At 68.8% G+C, this 17,855-nt stretch carries 15 protein-coding genes; 5 read left to right on the plus strand and 10 right to left on the minus strand.

What is annotated here, in order from left to right; all coding sequences use genetic code 11:
- Positions 1-47 precede the first annotated feature (47 nt).
- Positions 48-2,582, minus strand: coding sequence for a nitrite reductase large subunit NirB (gene nirB / locus NBRGI_RS16600; RefSeq protein WP_029897292.1), 2,535 nt, complete (start codon positions 2,580-2,582; stop codon positions 48-50).
- 295 nt (positions 2,583-2,877) lie between these two features.
- Positions 2,878-4,134 carry an MFS transporter gene (locus tag NBRGI_RS16605; protein WP_029897294.1) on the minus strand — a complete coding sequence of 419 codons (1,257 nt, stop codon included), beginning with the start codon at positions 4,132-4,134 and terminating at the stop codon, positions 2,878-2,880.
- A gap of 65 nt (positions 4,135-4,199) precedes the next feature.
- Here NBRGI_RS16605 and NBRGI_RS16610 point away from each other — a divergent pair, with 65 nt between their 5' ends.
- The gene (locus tag NBRGI_RS16610) at positions 4,200-4,907 is read left to right on the plus strand and encodes a FadR/GntR family transcriptional regulator (protein ID WP_029897297.1); all 708 of its coding nucleotides are present in this window, start codon (positions 4,200-4,202) and stop codon (positions 4,905-4,907) included.
- Positions 4,908-5,085: 178 nt separating this feature from the next.
- Positions 5,086-6,564, plus strand: coding sequence for an MFS transporter (locus NBRGI_RS16615; RefSeq protein WP_029897299.1), 1,479 nt, complete (start codon positions 5,086-5,088; stop codon positions 6,562-6,564).
- A 76-nt stretch (positions 6,565-6,640) separates the two neighbouring features.
- Here the strand turns inward: NBRGI_RS16615 and NBRGI_RS16620 are convergent, their stop codons facing one another.
- From NBRGI_RS16620 to NBRGI_RS16630, 3 genes are all read right to left on the minus strand, one after another.
- Positions 6,641-7,495, minus strand: coding sequence for a TIGR02569 family protein (locus NBRGI_RS16620; RefSeq protein ID WP_029897303.1), 855 nt, complete (start codon positions 7,493-7,495; stop codon positions 6,641-6,643).
- 96 nt (positions 7,496-7,591) lie between these two features.
- Positions 7,592-8,776: an adenylyltransferase/sulfurtransferase MoeZ gene (moeZ, locus tag NBRGI_RS16625; protein ID WP_029897305.1), complete on the minus strand. Its 1,185-nt coding sequence runs from the start codon at positions 8,774-8,776 to the stop codon at positions 7,592-7,594.
- 96 nt (positions 8,777-8,872) lie between these two features.
- Entirely contained in the window at positions 8,873-9,922 is a 1,050-nt protein-coding gene (locus NBRGI_RS16630; protein WP_370627776.1) for a DUF3152 domain-containing protein, read from the minus strand.
- A gap of 447 nt (positions 9,923-10,369) precedes the next feature.
- On the opposite strand from NBRGI_RS16630, the gene NBRGI_RS16635 reads away from it, so the two are divergent.
- Positions 10,370-11,026: a TetR/AcrR family transcriptional regulator gene (locus tag NBRGI_RS16635; protein WP_014987771.1), complete on the plus strand. Its 657-nt coding sequence runs from the start codon at positions 10,370-10,372 to the stop codon at positions 11,024-11,026.
- A 90-nt stretch (positions 11,027-11,116) separates the two neighbouring features.
- Here NBRGI_RS16635 and NBRGI_RS16640 read toward each other — a convergent pair whose 3' ends face one another.
- Together NBRGI_RS16640 and NBRGI_RS16645 are read right to left on the minus strand one after the other, a co-directional pair.
- Positions 11,117-11,344 carry a DUF3107 domain-containing protein gene (locus NBRGI_RS16640; RefSeq protein ID WP_014987772.1) on the minus strand — a complete coding sequence of 76 codons (228 nt, stop codon included), beginning with the start codon at positions 11,342-11,344 and terminating at the stop codon, positions 11,117-11,119.
- A 144-nt stretch (positions 11,345-11,488) separates the two neighbouring features.
- Positions 11,489-12,034, minus strand: coding sequence for a YceI family protein (locus NBRGI_RS16645; protein WP_029897310.1), 546 nt, complete (start codon positions 12,032-12,034; stop codon positions 11,489-11,491).
- 102 nt (positions 12,035-12,136) lie between these two features.
- On the opposite strand from NBRGI_RS16645, the gene NBRGI_RS16650 reads away from it, so the two are divergent.
- Positions 12,137-12,970 carry a helix-turn-helix transcriptional regulator gene (locus NBRGI_RS16650; RefSeq protein ID WP_036559446.1) on the plus strand — a complete coding sequence of 278 codons (834 nt, stop codon included), beginning with the start codon at positions 12,137-12,139 and terminating at the stop codon, positions 12,968-12,970.
- Position 12,971: 1 nt separating this feature from the next.
- On the opposite strand, the gene NBRGI_RS16655 is transcribed toward NBRGI_RS16650, so the two are convergent.
- From NBRGI_RS16655 to NBRGI_RS16665, 3 genes are all read right to left on the minus strand, one after another.
- On the minus strand, positions 12,972-13,661 hold the full coding sequence (locus NBRGI_RS16655; protein WP_029897314.1) for a ferritin-like fold-containing protein: 690 nt from the start codon (positions 13,659-13,661) through the stop codon (positions 12,972-12,974).
- A gap of 71 nt (positions 13,662-13,732) precedes the next feature.
- Entirely contained in the window at positions 13,733-14,800 is a 1,068-nt protein-coding gene (locus tag NBRGI_RS16660; RefSeq protein WP_029897316.1) for an alpha/beta hydrolase, read from the minus strand.
- Between the two features lie 69 nt (positions 14,801-14,869).
- Complete coding sequence (locus tag NBRGI_RS16665) at positions 14,870-15,727, minus strand: SCO6745 family protein (RefSeq protein WP_029897317.1); 858 nt, start codon at positions 15,725-15,727, stop codon at positions 14,870-14,872.
- A gap of 449 nt (positions 15,728-16,176) precedes the next feature.
- On the opposite strand from NBRGI_RS16665, the gene NBRGI_RS43880 reads away from it, so the two are divergent.
- Positions 16,177-17,841 (plus strand): DEAD/DEAH box helicase, encoded by a 1,665-nt coding sequence (locus tag NBRGI_RS43880; RefSeq protein ID WP_036559449.1) that lies wholly within the window; start codon positions 16,177-16,179, stop codon positions 17,839-17,841.
- The last annotated feature ends 14 nt before the right edge of the window (positions 17,842-17,855 follow it).

The raw sequence follows: 17,855 nt of genomic DNA on the forward strand, positions 1-17,855 counted from the left end.
CGCCTTACTCATTGGTACCGGCGTCCTGTTTCTATGGGGTTAAGCCGTCATTTCCCGCGGGTAGCGACCGGAATATCCGGCATACCGAGTAACACCGGCACCTTCCGTTCGCCGCTGTCGTCGAAGGAGATGGTCGGATCGGCCTCGTCCGGGGCGTTCACGAAGGAGACGAACCGGGAGAGCTTTTCTTCGTCCTCGAGCACTGCGGCCCATTCGTCGCGGTAGCCATCGATGTGCTGGGCCATGGCCGCCTCCAGCTCGTCGGCGATGCCGAGGCTGTCCTCGCAGACCACCTGCTTGACGTAATCGATACCGCCCTCGAGCGCCTCCTGCCACGGCGCGGTGCGCTGCAACCGGTCCGCGGTGCGGACGTAGAACATCAGGTACCGGTCGATGTACTTGATCAGCGTCTCGTCGTCGAGCTCACCGGCCAGCAGCACCGCGTGCTTGGGCGAGAGACCGCCGTTGCCGCCGACATAGAGGTTCCAGCCGTTCTCGGTGGCGATCACGCCGACGTCCTTGCCGCGCGCTTCGGCGCACTCGCGAGCGCAGCCGGAGACACCCAGCTTCAGCTTGTGCGGAGAACGCAGTCCGCGATACCGCTTTTCGAGCAGTACCGCCATGCCGACCGAGTCCTGCTGACCGTAGCGGCACCAGGTGGAGCCGACGCAGCTCTTCACCGTGCGCAGCGACTTGCCGTAGGCGTGCCCGGATTCCATGCCGACATCGACCAACCGCTGCCAGATCAACGGCAGCTGTTCGACGCGCGCGCCGAACAGGTCGATCCGCTGACCGCCGGTGACCTTGACGTACAGGTCGAAATCCTTGGCGATCTGGCCGATGGTGATGAGCTGATCGGCCGTCACCTCGCCGCCCGGCATCCGCGGCACCACCGAGTAGGTGCCGTTCTTCTGCAGGTTGGCCAGGAAGTGGTCGTTGGTGTCCTGCAGACCCGCCTGCTCGCCGTCCAGGATGTGCTCGCTCGAGGTCGAGGCGAGGATGGAGGCGACCGTCGGCTTGCAGATATCGCAGCCGGATCCCTTGCCGTACTTGGTGATCAGCCCCGAGAACGTGCGGATGCCGGTGACCTGGACGATCTGGAACAACTCGGAACGGGACTGCTCGAAGTGCTCGCACAGCGCCTTGGACATCTCCACGCCGGACTGCTCGAGCAGCTTCTTGATCATGGGAACGCAACCGCCGCAAGATGTTCCGGCGGAGGTGCACTTCTTCACCCCGGCGATATCGCAAACGCCCTCGGCGATCGCGCCGCAGATATCGCCCTTGGACACGTTGTTGCAGGAGCAGATCTGGGCGTCGTCGGGCAGCGCATCGGCGCTCAGTTCCGCGCCCGCGGGCGAGATCAGCGCGGCGGGTTCGGCCGGCAGCGGACGCCCCACCAGCGGACGCAGCGAGGCGTACGCCGTCGCGTCGCCGACCAGGATGCCGCCGAGCAGGATCTGCGCGTCGTCGGACACGACGAGCTTGGCGTAGGTGCCCTTCGCGGCGTCGTGCAGCACGACCGACAGCGCGCCCGCGGTGGCGCCGTGCGCGTCACCGAAGCTGGCCACGTCGACCCCGAGCAGCTTCAGCTTGGTCGACATGTCCGCGCCGGGGAATTCGCCCGCGCCGCCGAGCAGGCGGTCCGCCACGATCTCGGCGGTGGTGTAGCCGGGCGCGACCAAGCCGTAGCAGGTGCCCTCGACGGCGGCGCATTCGCCGACGGCCCAGATATTCGGATCGGAGGTCTGCAGGCCGAGGTCGGTAATGACGCCGCCGCGGGGGCCGACCGCCAGGCCGCTGTCGCGGGCGATCTGATCCCGCGGGCGCACACCCGCCGAGAACACGACCAGCGCGGCCTCGATCACCGACTCGTCGGACAGCGCGACCCGCACGCCCGTGTCGGCGGCCTCGATCGAGGACGTGCCGACACCGGTGTGCACGGCCAGGCCGAGATCGGTGACCAGGCGCTCCAGGATCGCGCCGCCGCCCTCGTCGACCTGTGCGGGCATCAGCCGGTCGTTGTACTCGATCACGTGCGGTGTCAGGCCGAGCAGCCGCAGCGCGTTCGCGGCCTCGAGGCCGAGCAGTCCGCCGCCGACCACCACGCCCACCGCGCCGGGCCCGGCGGCCTCGGCGGCGGCCCGGATGCCGTCCAGGTCGTCGAGGGTGCGGTAGACGAAGCACTCGGGCAGATCGTGCCCGGGGACCGGCGGCACGAACGGGTACGAGCCGGTGGCGAGCACCAGTGCGTCGTAGGAGAGGGTCTCCCCCGTCGACGTGGTCACCTTGCGGGCGTCGCGGTCGATGCGCTCGGCGCGCTCGCCGAGACGCAGCTCCACCAGCGCGTCGCCGGCATACTCGTTGCCGGGCAGCGCCAGCTCCGCCGCGTCCCACCTGCCGACGTACGAGGACAGGCCGACTCGGTCGTAGGCGGGCAGCCGCTCCTCGCTCAGCACCACGACCTGCCACTGCCCCGCCTCGTCCCGCGCACGCAACGCCTCGACGAACCGGTGCCCGACCATGCCGTGGCCGACGACGACGGCGGTCTTGCGTGCGGACGGTTCGAGTGGGTGATTCATCGGGGTGCTCAAGAAGGGCCTCCAAAGATCCGGTTGGCCCAACGGTAGGAAACGGGTATTGCCGCAATGCTGCGCGAAATGACCGGCGCATCAACGGTTGCTCACGGTTATCCGAATCCGGGCGTGAGCTCGCCCGCAAGTTACGCCCATGTGACAGCGCGGTTTCCGGAGATCACCGAGACCCCACCACGGCCCCGTCCCCGGAGGAGAGTCGCCTTCCGAGCATCCCCTGCCCCACTACGCGCCGCAACCCGGCCGACAACAACTTGTCAGCCGGGTTGCGGTCTGCGCGGGACTAGTTCCAGGTGTCCTCGAGCATGCGCGGCTTGCAGGCCTGCCACGCACCGGCCAGCAGGACCAGGACGGCGACGGTGAGCAGAGCGAAGGGCGCGAGCCAGCCGTCGGTGGCCGAGTGCAGCACGCCGAACAGCACCGGGCCGACGCAGGCCACCGCGTAACCGACGCCCTGGGTGAAGCCGGACAGCGCCGACGATCCGCCCGGGGTGTTGGTGCGCATGTTGATCAGGGTCAGCGCCATCGGGAAGGTGCTCGGGCCGAGGCCGAGCAGGACCACCCACAGGATCGGCAGGCTCATCGGCGCGACGAGCAGCCCGACGAACGAGGCCAGGAAGAACGCGCCGCACGCGACCACGACCAGGAAGGGGTTGCGGAAGCGCGCGACCACGGTCGGCGCGGTGAGCGCGGCGAACAGGCCGACCAGGCCGAACACGCCCAGCATGCTGCCCGCGAAACTGGCGCTGGCGCCGGCATCGGTGAGGATCTTGGGCAGCCAGGTGAACATCGCGTAGGTGATCAGCGAGGTCATGCCGAACATCCCGGCCATGCCCCAGGCCAGCGGGGACCGCCAGACCCGGCCGGTGCGCGGCGCCTCGGCGGGCAGTGCGGTGGTGTCCGCGACGTCACGGCCGCGACGGTCGCGCAGCACGCCGATCCAAGGCAGCGCCGCGGCGAAACCGAGGGCGGCCCACAGGCCGAGCGAGATCCGCCAGCCGAACGCGTCGGCGACCGGGACCGCGACGAACGCCGGCACCACGGTGCCGACCTGCACCATCATGATGTACAGCGAGCTGACCACCGCGAGCCGATCCGAGAAGTACCGCTTCACCAGCGGCGGGATCACCACGTTGCCGATGCCCATACCGGCCAGGGCGAGCGCGGAGAACACCAGCAGTTCCGCGGTGCCGGAGAGCAGCACCCGGACCAGCATGCCGGTGCCGGCCATCAGCATGGCGGTCAGCGCGGTCCGTTCCAGGCCGATCCGCTGCACCAGCACGGGGGTCAGCAAACCCGAGAGCGCGAACATCGCGGTCGGGATCATGCCGAAGACGCCCACCACGGCGGTGCCGTAGCCCACGTCGGCGCCGATCCGTTCGGCCAGGGGGCTGAACGCCGTCACCGCGACACGCAGCACGAGCGCCGACATCACGATGGCGGCCAAAACGAGCAGACGCCCCTCCGTCAGGGCCCGCCGACGCTGGTCGACCAGCGCGGATTCGGTTCGGGTCTGAGTTTTCTGGAGGGTTGCAGTCACCGCGAAATCATAGGATGACCGGATGATAGGAGGCAACGATTTGTGATGAGCGGTACTCTGAGTCAGTGCAACCAGTCCGGCGCACCAGCCTCATTGCCCAGGTCACCGAGCAGCTGCGTGCCGAAATCCGTTCCAGCCGTTGGCCGATCGGCTCACGCATCCCCACCGAACCGGAGCTCACCGAGCTCACCGGGACGGGTCGAAACACCGTGCGCGAGGCCGTCCAAGCTCTCGTCCACGCGGGGATGCTCGAGCGACGCCAAGGTTCGGGAACCTATGTGATCGCATCCTCCGACCTCGGCGGCACGTTAGGCAAGTACTTTGCCGACGCCGAGGAGCGCGATGTGCTCGAGCTCCGCCTGGCGCTCGACACCACCGCCGCCGCGCTGGCCGCCCGCCGCCGCGACGACAGTGACATCGCCAACCTCCTGCAGTTGCTCGCCGAACGCGACAAGGCCTGGCACGACGACAGCCCGGCCGCGATCGAGTCCGACGTGGAACTGCACCGCGCGATCGTCGTGGCCAGCCATAACGCGGTGTATCTGGAGTTCTACGACTCCCTGCTCCCGATCATCGAACAGGTGATCCGAGCACGGACGTTGAAATCCGATGATTCCTACCCCGAAGAGCACGCCGAATTGGTGCACGCGGTGATCGACGGCGATCCCGAACGCGCCTCCTCGGCCGCGAGTTGCTTCCTGAACTCGCTGATCGCGGAGTACCCGGACGCCATCGATAACACCGATATCGCGCGCGACGAACACACCGGATAGCCGACTCACCACGCCCTGGCTCACACTGTGAGCCGGAATTGCCTGGAACGTCACGCACAGCCACGGTGCCGCAACACCCGGCCCCTACGTTGTGACGGGATAAAGCCAGGCAACTCGACGCCACCCGCGGCAGTGCCGCCGCACGGACGGCCGGTCGAGCGCATATGAGAGGAAGCCGATGACTGCGACCGCAGCCGCCACCGGCACCGAATCCACCACCTTCCAACACCAGACCAGAGGCCGCTGGCTACCGACCTGGGAGCCGGACAACCAGAAGTTCTGGGAGTCGGGCGGCGCGCGCACCGCGCGCAAGAACCTGATCTTCTCGGTGTTCGCCGAGAACCTCGGCTTCAGCGTCTGGGTCATCTGGGGCACCGTGGTGACCAGCATGGGCGCGGCCGGCTTCGGCTTCCTCGCCGGACTCGGCAAGGGCGATCCCACCGCGGTGAGCAACGCGCTGCTGCTGACCTCGACCCCGACGCTGGTCGGCGCGGCCCTGCGCATTCCGTACACCTTCGCCATCCCGAAGTTCGGCGGACGCGCGTTCACCGCGTTCAGCGCGGCCATGCTGCTCGTGCCGACGCTCGGCCTGGCCTACTTCGTCAACCAGCCGGGCACGCCGATGTGGGTCTTCCTGATCCTGGCGGCGCTGGCCGGGGTGGGCGGCGGCAACTTCTCCTCGTCGATGTCGAACATCAACTTCTTCTTCCCCGAGGGCAAGAAGGGCGCGGCGCTCGGCATCAACGCGGCGGGCGGCAATCTCGGCGTGGCGCAGACCCAGCTGATCCTGCCGCTGATCATCACCCTCGGCACCCACCTCACCGCGAAGGACCCGGCCGGCTACCGGTTCGGCATCACCCTGTCCATCCTGGTGTGGGTGCCGTTCATCCTGGCCGCGACCTTCGGCGCGCTGCGCTACATGGACAGCATCGCCACCGCCAAGTCCGACGGTAAGTCCTATCGGCTCGCCCTGATCAACCGGCACACGTGGGTGATGGCGGTGCTCTACATCGGCACCTTCGGCTCGTTCATCGGGTTCTCGTTCGCGTTCCCGACGCTGATCAAAGCCAACTTCCCCGAATTGACCAAGATCGGCTGGATCAGCACCATCGGCAACCTCGCCTTCCTCGGCGCGTTCGTCGGCTCGTTCAGCCGTCCGTTCGGCGGCTGGATCGCGGACAAGGTCGGCGGCGCGAAGATCACGCTGTTCGTGTTCGGCGGCATGGCCGTCTCGGTCGCCTTCATCATGGCCGCACTGGAGCTGAAAAGCTTTCCGCTGTATTTGATCTCGTTCTTGGTGCTGTTCGTGATGACCGGCATCGGCAACGGCTCCACGTACCGGATGATCCCGACCATCTTCAGCGCGATCTCCAAGAAGTACGCCGCCGAGCACGGACTCGACCTCAACGAGTCGGCGGCCTCGGCCCGGCGGCAGGCGGGCGCGGCGATCGGGGTGATCGGCGCGGTCGGCGCCTCGGGCGGCTGGCTGTTGCAGCAGGCGCTGCGCCTGTCCAACACCCACTACCACACCATGGCGCCCGCATTCTGGGCCTACGCGGGGGCGTTCCTGGTGATGGGCGCGCTCACCTGGTGGTTCTATCTGCGGTCCTCGTTCGCGATCGGACGGATGCCGTCGCTGGCCTACGCGAAGGTGTAACCCGCACCGAAATTTTCACCGCCGACCGCGGAAAACCGGGCACCGCAACGGTTTTCCGCGGTCGGCGGTGTCTTTGCTAGACCATCAAGCGGACCATGTCCGCGGTGCGCGCCAGACCGGGGAACGCCTCCGGCGTCGACCGCGGGTGCAGCGCGTGCACCGCGAGCCGGAACATGACCGCGCGCAACAACATCTGCGGCCACTCCGGCAGATCCCGCCAGCGATCCAGCAGTCCGTCGTCGGCGCCGCCCCAGGCCAGCGCGTCCACCACGATCACCCCGGCCGCCCACGGCGCGGGCCGCCAGTACGGCGTGATATCGGTCAGGCCGGGCGTGTAGACCCCGGCGAACAGCACGGTGCCGAACAGGTCACCGTGCACCAGCTGCGCGGGCGTCTGCACCGGTTTGCGCAGCGTGGCCAACTGACCGATGAGCTCCATGCTGCGCTGACCGTCCGGCGAAGCCTGGGTGGGCAGCATGCCGCCCGCGCGTAAGGTGCGCAGCGGCACCGCTTCCCAGGCGGCCCGGTCGGCGGCGACGAACACGTCCACGTCCACCCACGGCACCACCGGCTGCTGCACCAGGAACCGCGGCCGCTCGAGCTGCGCGGTGGCCTGATGCAATCGCAGCGACACCGAGACCACCTCGTCGTGCCGCGGTTCCGGGACACCCTCGAGGTACGTGTCGGCCCGCCAGCCCGAGACGACGTAGCGGCCGTCGGTGGCGCGCACCGGGCGGGCCAGGCGCAAGCCGTCCACCTGGAGCGTCTCGCGCACCTTCGCCGACCACGCGGCCCGCGCGTGGTCCGCGACCGGGCTCAGCACCACATCCCCGTACCGCCAGCCGCCCTCCCAGTCGCCGACGGCCACCGGCGTCACTTCACGCAGACCGAACGTGGCTCGCACGTGCTCGGGGGGTTCCACAGAAGTCACGGCCGTACCGTACCGCCGGGGTGGACGCTGTACAGCACGCCGCGCCGATACGCAACCCCGCCGGTCGGACGGGGTACACGCACGACGCCGAGCGAATCAGTAGACGGGCAGCGAGGGGTCGATCTGCCGGGCCCACGCGATGACGCCGCCCTGCAGATGGGTGGCGTCGGCGAAACCGGCGCGCTTGAGCGCGGCCAGTGCCTCGGCCGAGCGGACACCGGTCTTGCAGTGCAGCACGATCGGACGATTCTGCGGCAGCTCGGACAGAGCCTCACCGGACAGGATGCGGTCCTTCGGGATCAGTTTCGCGCCGTCGATGTGCACGATGTCCCATTCCACCGGCTCCCGCACGTCGATCAGCTCGATCTCCTTGCCCGCGTCGAGCAGTTCCTTCAGCTCGCGCGCGGTCACCGTGGAATCGGCCGCGGCGGCCTGCCCCTCTTCCGAGACCACACCGCAGAACGCCTCGTAGTCGATAAGTTCGGTGATGGGCTGCCGCTCCGGATCGCGACGCAGTTTGATGGTCCGGTAGTTCATGTCCAGTGCGTCGTAGACCATCAGACGGCCGAGCAGCGGCTCGCCGATCCCGGTGATCAGCTTGATGGCCTCGGTGACCATCACCGACCCGATCGACGCGCACAGCACACCCAGCACGCCGCCCTCGGCGCAGGAGGGCACCATGCCCGGCGGCGGGGCCTCCGGGTAGAGATCGCGGTAGTTGATGCCGCGCCCGTCCGGCGCGTCCTCCCAGAAGACCGAGACCTGACCCTCGAACCGGTAGATCGAGCCCCACACGTACGGCTTGTGCGCCAGCACCGCGGCGTCGTTGACGAGGTAGCGGGTGGCGAAGTTGTCGGTGCCGTCCACGATCAGGTCGTATTCGGCGAACAGCTCGATGGCGTTGTCCGGCTCCAACCGGATCTTGTGCAGCCGCACGTCGATACCGGAGTTGATCTCGAGGATCGAGTCGCGCGCGCTGTCGGCCTTGGGGCGGCCGATATCGGACTCGCCATGGATGATCTGGCGCTGCAGATTCGACGCGTCCACCTCATCGAACTCGACGATGCCGAGCGTGCCCACGCCCGCCGCGGCCAAGTACAGCAGCGCCGGGGAGCCCAGCCCACCCGCGCCGATGACCAGCACCTTGGCGTTCTTCAGCCGTTTCTGCCCGTCGACGCCCAGATCGGGAATGATCAGGTGACGGCTGTAGCGGGCGACCTCGTCCTTGGTCAGCTCCGCGGCCGGCTCGACCAATGGTGGCAGGGACTTTGGTGATGACACGTCCAGGACTCCTCGAATCGAATGGGTCGATCTCGTTGTGCAACGCCCGCGACCAGACCGTTCTTCCCGATCTATCGTCGCCTACCCGCCGCGTGGTCAGCCGCGAGGGTAGGGCCAGGGGTTGAAGCGGCACTGTTTGCCGTCCATCGGGACCACGCCACCGGGCTCGAGCACGGCGATGTCGTTGTTCTTGGTGCCGAAGGTCTGCTGCATCATCACCGGGGCCAGGCCGCCGTCGGTCTCGCACGGCTGGTGCTGGTGGTAGCCGATGGCGTGGCCGACCTCGTGATTGATCTGGTATTGCCGGTAAGAGCCGATATCGCCCTCGAAGGCGATCGCGCCGCGCACCCAGCGGACCTCGGAAAGCACCACCCGGCCGAGATCGGCGTTGTAACAGGACGAGTCGATCGGAATTTCGAAACCACAAGCCTTGCGGGTGGATTCGCGGGAGGTGAGCGAAATGCGGAATTCGGCGTCGCCCTGATCGACGCGCCGGAACGCGAATTTGGGGTCGTGCGTCCAGCTTTTCGGGTTGGCGAGCGTGGACTCGATCAGCTTCGCCACCGATTCGTCGCCGCCGAATCCGGAAGTGTCCACCCCGTCCTCGATTTCGACGGTGTAGCGGAAAACCGAATCGGTTCCGGTACCGATCTGTGCGGTCGAACCTGGAACCATATGCCAAGTGCCCGCACCGGTTTCAGCGAAAGCACCGCCCTGCGGCAACGCGCCGGTCGGCAAATCCGCGGGGAAATGACCGTCACCGCTGGGCAAGCCGATGATGCCCGCGTTGCGGGTGTGCGGGCTCAACTGTCCTAGGCCCGGCGAGTTACCGGCGCCGACGATCGGATCGCCGCCGCGCACCGCGTCCACGATCACCAGCACCGTGACCGCGAAGAGCACCGGTAACGCGTACGCCCGCCAGCCGTAGGTGGACACGAAACGGCCCAGCGCGCTCTGCTTCTTGGCGGTGCGCTCGGGGCGCTCTCTGGTGCGGCCTTCGTCCGGCGCGGTGGGATCCCAGCGGGCGCGCAGCGGTTGATGCGAGCGATCGGGCCGGTCGTACAGGCCGAGCGGATCGTAGATCTCGACGCCGTTGTGGTCGCGCCGCGGCGCCGGCGAATCGGACTGCGGCGCAAGGGGGTCCACGACCGGCTCGACACCGCTGCGCCGGGCCGAGCCGGGCCTGCGACGCGGCGGGGTGCCGACATCGAGGCGGTCCTCGGCGTCGAGCGGCGCCGCGGCGCCGGATGCGCCGGCCCGGGTCTGCCGACCGGACCTCGTCACAGGTTCGGAGACCACGGAACCCGGTGCACCGGGACCAGCACGGCGGCGCGCATTGCGCCCGCCGCCGGACACAGCCGGCGGGCCGGAGTCCGGTCCCCCGAGACGGTCGGCGCGGAATCTCACGCCCACCAGCGTCTCACAACGCGCAAGTGCCGCCGTCGGGCACGCCACCTCCGGCGCCGGGTGCGACATTTCTCACCGCGTCGAATCAGTTCTCCGGGCCCGGTCTGCGGGCGGGCAACAACCGAGTATCGTTCTTGGGATACCCGGTGCACACCCCTTGCCGGGGAATCAACTGGGAGAGCCGAAATGACTGACCTCGTGGACCGGATGACGTCCCGTAGAACGTCGTCCGAGCCCGCCAAACGCGGCACCCGGCTTCCGCGCGACGAGCGACGTCTCCAGCTACTCGCGGCGGCCAGCGAAGTCTTCGTCCAGCGCGGATACCACGCCGCCGGCATGGACGAGATCTCGCAGTGCGCGGGCGTGAGCAAGCCGGTGCTGTATCAGCACTTCACCAGCAAGCTGGAGCTGTACCTGGCGGTCCTGCAGAACTACGTGGACATGCTGGTCTCCAGCGTCCGGCAGGCGCTGCGGTCGACCACCGACAACCGTCAGCGCGTCCGAGCCGCCGTACAGGCCTACTTCGATTTCGTCGACAACGAGATGCAGGGCTTCCGCCTCGTCTTCGAATCCGACCTGACCAGCGAGCCGCAGGTGCAGCGCCGGGTCGAACAGGCCACCGAGGCCTGCGTGGACGCGGTGTTCGACCTGGTGGCCCACGACTCGGGCCTCGATCCGTACCGGGCCCGCATCCTCGCGGTCGGTCTGGTCGGGGCGAGCCAATTCACCGCGCGCTACTGGCTGGAGGCGGACCGGCCCATCCCGAAGGAAGAGGCCGTCGACACGACCGTTTCCCTTGCCTGGGGTGGTCTGTCCCACGTGCCCCTGCACCCGATCGACTGAGCTCCCCGCACGAGCAGAGCCCGGACACGAACGAGCCCCCGCACCCGAAGGTGCGGGGGCTCGTTGCGGTTCGGGCCGCGGCCGGAAACCTCAGACGGTGGCGAAGCCCACGCGACCGCTCTGCGGGGTGCCGATCTCGACGTAGGCGACCTTCGACGCCTGGATCAGGAACTTGCGTCCCTTCTCGTCGGTCAGGGACACGACGCCGCCACTGCCGTTCAGCGCACCGGCCACCAGCGCCTCGACCTCGTCCGGGGTCTGCGAGCTGATGATCAAGAGCTCGCGTGGGCTATCCGAAATACCGATCTTGACCTCCACGGCCAACCTCCGAACGTAAGAGTCCTGTGCTGTCGTCCCAAGGCTAATGCAGGCGGATCGTCCGGTCGGCAGACGGTGCCTGCGCTCTCAGCGAAACAGAAAAGGCCCGCACGCCGCTGTGCAGGCCTTCGTCGGCGCGCGGGCCTACTTGGGCTCGACGAGCTGGATCTCCAGCTCGATGTTCACCTTGTCGCTGAGCATGCCGGGCAGCGCGCCGCCGACGCCGAAGTCGGTGCGCTTGATGGTGCCGGTGGCCGAGAACCCGGCGTGGTTGTCACCGGTGGCGCCGAACTCCTGCACACCGCCCCATTCCACGTCCAGGGTGACCGGCTTGGTGACGCCGCCGAGCGTGGCCTCGCCCGCGACCTCGAAGGACTCCGCGATCTGCACCGGCTCGGTGGCGCGGAAGGTCAGCGTCGGACGGTTGGCCACGTCGAGGAAGTCCGCGGTGCGGATGTGCGCGTCCCGGTCGGGGTTGCCGGTGTCGAACGAGTCGAGGTAGATCGTGGCGCCGAGTTCGGCGCGACCGGCCTCGTCGACCACGAATTCGGTCTCGAACTTGGTGAATCCGCCGCGCACCTTGGAGATGCCGAGGTGGCGGACGGTGAAGGCCACCGAGGAGTGCGCGGTGTCCAGGGTCCAGGCGCCCGCCTTCAGCTGGGCGGTGGTCGATTCGGAAGAAGTAGTCATGCCCTAGACCCTGGCCGGACCACGGTCCGTTAACCAGACCGCCGTTATCCTGGACCTGACAGGGCGAGGGTAAGCCTCCCAGGAAACGGCACGATGGAGCCCATGGCACGCAACGGATTCGCGGAGTTCCTCATCGCACGCCGGGCCGAACTACGGCCCGGCGACGTCGGCATGCCGGAGGGCAGGCGGCGCCGGACCCCAGGACTGCGCCGCGAAGAGGTGGCCGTCCGGGCCGGGGTGAGCGCGGACTATCTGGCCCGGCTCGAACAGGGCCGCGACACCAATCCGTCCGTCGCGGTGATCGACGCGCTGGCCGACGCGCTGCTGCTGCGCGGCAACGAACGCCACCACTTCAGCATGCTCGCCCTGGCCTCCGGCAACGAATCCAACTGCCCGGGCAGCGAATCCGCCGAGGAACAGGTCGCGGACACGATCGAGTCGATCCTGCGGGCGCTGCAGCCCACCCCGGCTTTCGTGATCGGCAGGCGGTTGAACGTACTGGGCTGGAACGCCGCCTGGGCCGAGTTCGCCGCGCCGCTCGGCCTGCTGGACGGGGACAGCCAGCCGAACCTGGCCTGGTACACCTTCCGGCATCCGACCGCGCGGACGGTGCTGCGCAACTGGTCCGAGGCGGCCGATATCTTCACCGCCGCGCTCGCCCGCGCGAAACTCCGCTGGCCGGGCGACGATTCGCTGCTGAAGACGATCGACGCGCTGCGCCGCCAACCGGAGTTCGCGGCCCGCTGGAAGCCGCACCACGTGGGCGCGCGCATCTCCGGCATGCTGCAGCTGGACCACCCGGTGCACGGGCGGGTCGACGTGCCGTTCGAAACCTTGGAAGCCGACCGCGATCAGAGCGTCATCGTCTGGCTGGTCGACCAGGCCCAGACGCAGACCCAGGGCCTGCGTCTGGTTCGTCCGGCCGCGAACGAGTAGGTCAGAGACCGAGCTTGGCCATGCGCTCGGCGTGGCTGGTCTGCATGCGCTCGAACAGCGCGGCGATGCCGTTCAGGTCACCGGTGGCGCTGAGCACCAGCTCGGTCAGCTCGTCGCGCTGGGCCATCACGTACTGCGCCTGGGTGATCGCCTCGCCCAGCAGGCGCCGGCCCCAGAGGGTGAGCCGGTCGCGCTCGGAGCGGCTGGTCTCGACCGCGCGACGCACCTCCTCCACCACGAACTCGGAGTGACTGGTCTCTTCCAGCACGTCCCGGACGACGGCCGCGACCTCGGGGGTGAGCGCCCCGGCGATCTCGGTGTAGAAGTCGGCGGCGATGCCGTCGCCGACGTAGAACTTCACCATCGACTCGAGCCAGGTCGACGGGTCGGTGGAGGCGTGGTAGGCGTCCAGTGCCCGGACGAACGGGGCCATCGCGTCGAAGATGTCGACGCCGCGTTCGGCCAGCGCCGACTCCAGTGCTTTGAAGTGGCCCATCTCGGCGGAGGCCATCTTGGCGACCGCTACCTTGCCGCGCAGCGTCGGCGACAGCTTGGCTTCCTCGGCCAGCCGGTAGAACGCGGAGATCTCGCCGTAGGCGAGCACCGCGAACAGATCGATGACTCCGGGATGGTCGGCGGGGATGGAGTCTGCGGACGAAACACCCGGCGCGGCAGGTGACTGTGCTCCCATGACCCCAGACTAGTACTCCGCCGCGCTCGTGCCCGCCGTCGGCGGCACCTGCGCCGGAATTCCCCGCGCGCTCATGCCGATTCGGCCAGGAACTTGTCCAGATAGGCCCATGTGGTGCCACGCGCCTCGGGCCCGGTGAGGATGCCCAGGTGGCTACCGGGCGAGGTCTCGTAGCGGACCGAGGCGGCGCCGGTGAGGTTGCGCGCGCCCGCCTCGACCGCGGCCGCGGCGGTGATCACGTCGCTCGGCCCGCCGACCAGCAGTACCGGCGCGCTCACCTGCGCCAGCTCGATGCGCCGCGCGCCGAGCCGGACCACACCGCGGCCGATGTCGTTGTTCAGGATCAGCCGCCCCCACAGCTGGCCGTAGAAGCGGCCGGGGTAGCCGGGCATCTCCGCCATGAAGCGGTCGATGGTCTGCATCCGCGCCAGCGTCTCGGTGCGCGCGATATTGCTCGCGACGAACCATGGCCGGGTCAGCTCGCGATCCCACGCGGTGACCCTGTAGGCGATCCTGGTAAGCGACGCGGGCACGCCACCGGCCGCGCGGACCAGCGTCGAGGTGCCGATCCCGCCGGTGAACCGGGCGACCGCGCGCAACTGCGGGATACCGGCCATCTTGTCGTAGTCCAGCGGCGAGCCGACCGCGGTGATCGACCGGATCGGCAACTCGGCGTGCGCGGCGGCGGTGAGCAGCGCCAGCGTGCCGCCCAGCGACCAGCCGACCAGATCGACCGGTACGCCGCCGCGATCGGCGGAGGCGCGCAGCACCGCCTCGGGCAGGATCTCGTCGATCCAGTCCTCGAAGCCCATCCGCCGGTCGGCGAAGGTGATCTCGCCGTAGTCGATGACGTAGGGGGCGCGGCCCGTCTCCAGCAGGAACCCGGCCAGGCTCTGGTCGGGGCGCAGGTCGAAGCAGGTGGCCGGCGCAGCCAGCGGCGGCACCAGCAGGACGGCAGAATCCGTTGCGGTGGAAGCATTTTCGGGCGCACCGGGGCGATGCTCGAACCGGCGCAACTGGCGATGCGGCTCGTCCCACAGCACCGTCGACGGGGTGGGATCGGGCGCCTCGACGCCCGATCCGAAGGTCAGTGCCCACGCGTTGCGCGCGGCGATCGTGACGGTGTCCGCGATATTCACACCGAGAATGTCTCATATCTCGGTACCGGCGGTAACAGGCAAGTCCGGTTTGTGGCGAACACCCCTTCGTCAGCCCCGGCCCATGGCGACCGGGGTGACGGGCGGCAACACCGTCTCCCGCACCCGTCGCACCAGCGGCGCGAGCGAAGTCGTCAGCTCGGCGACGCCGCCGGCGGACAGCGCGGCCAGGCCGCCGTTCCACGCCGCCTTGTCGGTAGTGGCCTCCACCCGGGTGAGCAGTTCGCCGCCGCTGCCGGTGAGCGCGGGATTGCCCGGCTCCCCCCGCACCAGGCCCCTGGCCCGCAGATCGTCGCAGGTGTCCGCCCAGTCGCGCTCGGACAGACCACGCGCGGGCCGCATCACCGATTCCGGCGCCTTGCCCGCGGCCACCTGCATGATCAGCGCCTCGCGACCGGTCAGGCCGTGTGCCACGAGCGCGGCGACATGCCCGTCGCCGCGATGCTCGCGCAACGAGCTGGCCAGCTGCCACAGCGCGCCGACCGGATCAGCGGGCAGCGGCAGCGCCGCGTTCGCCGCGAACAGCGGCCTGCCGGTCGGATCGGCGTCGCGCTGCACCGGAGCGAGCAGTTCCACCGCGCGGGCGCATTCGGCCTCGCCCGCGCCGAGCCCCCGCAGCAGCGCCGCGGAGAAATCGAGGCGCGCCTCCAGACACTGCCGCGGGGTCGCCCGCGCCCAGGCGTCCGGCACCGCTTTGCGCACCATATCCGGATGAAAACCGGCAAAAGTCGCCGACACTGTGGCGGCGGTCACGGCACCGAGCGGTGCGGCCCGAAATGCGAAGTACGTTTGCCAGTAACCGCGCAGCCCGATCGCAACGCCCGCCTCCTTGACACCGGCCCCGAAATAGACCACATCGTGTAGCGGTTCGAGCGTCGTCCAGATTTGCCGCGCAGGATGAATTGCCATGTCGCGCAGCGTACGTCGATGAACGACGCGGGGATACCGTAGTTCGGATTCCGAATAAACGGCGGTGGCAATTCGAGCCGCGCACAATATCACGCTACAATCGCAGCGGACAACGAAATGTTTCGCTCGACGGAGTTGCCAGATCTGTGCGTCGACCGCCACCGCGGTACTCCGCAGATCGCCCGCACCGAGTTGTCGAGCAGCGGTTTCGTCGTCCAGGAAAATGTGCGCGCACCAGATCCGCATCGCCAGTGCGCCGCGCCGATGTCTCGCGAGGTAGCTGCCACAAGCCGCGGCACCCGACGACATCCGCAGCGTGGCCGGGCGAGTATCACAGGCGGAGACGTGGTCGTCGCGGGCCGACCGGTCCGCCCCACCTCGTGCGCGCGTGACGCGATTACGAGGAAGGCACGAACCTGAGCAAGATCACCGTTGAACAGGAACCCGGGGTGGCGGACACGCTGTTGACCGCCGAACTGGACGAAACCCATACCGCACCGACATTTGCCGAATTGGGGGTGCGCGCGGAAATCGTGCGCGCGCTCGACGAGATCGGCATCGAACGTACTTTCGCCATTCAGGAACTCACCCTGCCGTTGGCGCTCGCCGGTGAGGATTTGATCGGTCAGGCCCGTACCGGCATGGGCAAGACCTTCGGCTTCGGCGTGCCGCTGCTGCACCGCATCGCCACCGCCGACACCGGCACCACTCCGCTCGACGGCACGCCGCGGGCGCTGGTCATCGTGCCGACCCGCGAGCTGTGCATCCAGGTCACCAACGACCTGGAGAACGCGAGCAAGTACCTGACCAACCACCAGGGCCCGCTGAAGGTGGCCTCCATCTACGGTGGCCGCCCCTACGAGTCGCAGATCGCCGCGCTGCGCGCCGGCGTCGACGTCGTGGTCGGCACGCCGGGCCGGCTGCTGGATCTGGCGAACCAGAATCACCTGATCCTGGGCAAGATCGGCGTGCTGGTACTGGACGAGGCCGACGAGATGCTCGACCTGGGCTTCCTGCCCGATATCGAGCGCATCCTGACCATGGTCCCGGACAAGCGCCAGACCATGCTGTTCTCGGCCACCATGCCGGGCCCGATCATCACCCTGGCCCGCACGTTCCTGACCCGCCCGACGCACATCCGGGCCGAGGAGCCGCACGATTCGGCCGTGCACGATCGCACCGCGCAGTTCGTCTACCGCGCGCACGCGCTGGACAAGAGCGAACTGGTCGCCAAGGTGCTGCAGGCCGAGGGCCGCGGCGCCACGATGGTCTTCACCCGGACCAAGCGCACCGCGCAGAAGGTCGCCGACGATCTCGCCGAGCGCGGTTTCTCGGTCGGCGCCGTACACGGTGACCTCGGCCAGATCGCCCGCGAGAAGGCGCTCACCAAGTTCCGCAAGGGCGCCATCGATGTGCTCGTCGCGACCGACGTGGCCGCGCGCGGCATCGACATCGACGATGTCACCCACGTCATCAACTACCAGTGCCCCGAAGACGAGAAGACCTACGTGCACCGGATCGGGCGCACCGGCCGGGCCGGGCGCACCGGTGTCGCGGTGACGCTGATCGACTGGGACGAGCTGGCCCGCTGGGCGAGCATCGACAAGGCGCTCGGCCTCGGCATCCCGGAACCCGTCGAGACCTACTCGCGCTCCCCGCACCTGTTCAGCGATCTCGGCATTCCCGAGGGCGTCTCGGGCACCGTGCGCAAGGCCAAGCCGGAACGGGAAGAGGACGCGGTCGTCGTCGACCGCCCGGCGCGCACCCCGCGCAAGCGCAACCGCAAGCGCACCGTACGCGGACAGCCGGTCGAGGGCGCCGAGACGAACGGCGACACCCCGGTCGACGAGCACAGCGCGGACGACGCGTCGCCCGACTCGGACGAGCACGGCGACAAGCCCGCGCGGCGCAGGCGCAGGCGGCGCAAGCCCGCGGGCGAAGCCGAGGCCGGTCCGGACACCGCGATCGAGACCGCGGACGCGCCCGAGCCGGCGGAGGCCGAGCCGGGCGAGCAGCCCGCCCGGCGCAGGCGCCGTCGCCGCAAGCCCGCGGCCGACGGCAACTCGACCGAAAGCGCAGGCAGTTCGGTCGAACATGCCACGGCTTCGGTCTGATCGACCGGATCCGC

It is taken from the genome of Nocardia brasiliensis IFM 10847 (assembly GCF_000710915.1).
Taxonomy (GTDB): Bacteria; Actinomycetota; Actinomycetes; order Mycobacteriales; family Mycobacteriaceae; genus Nocardia; species Nocardia brasiliensis_A.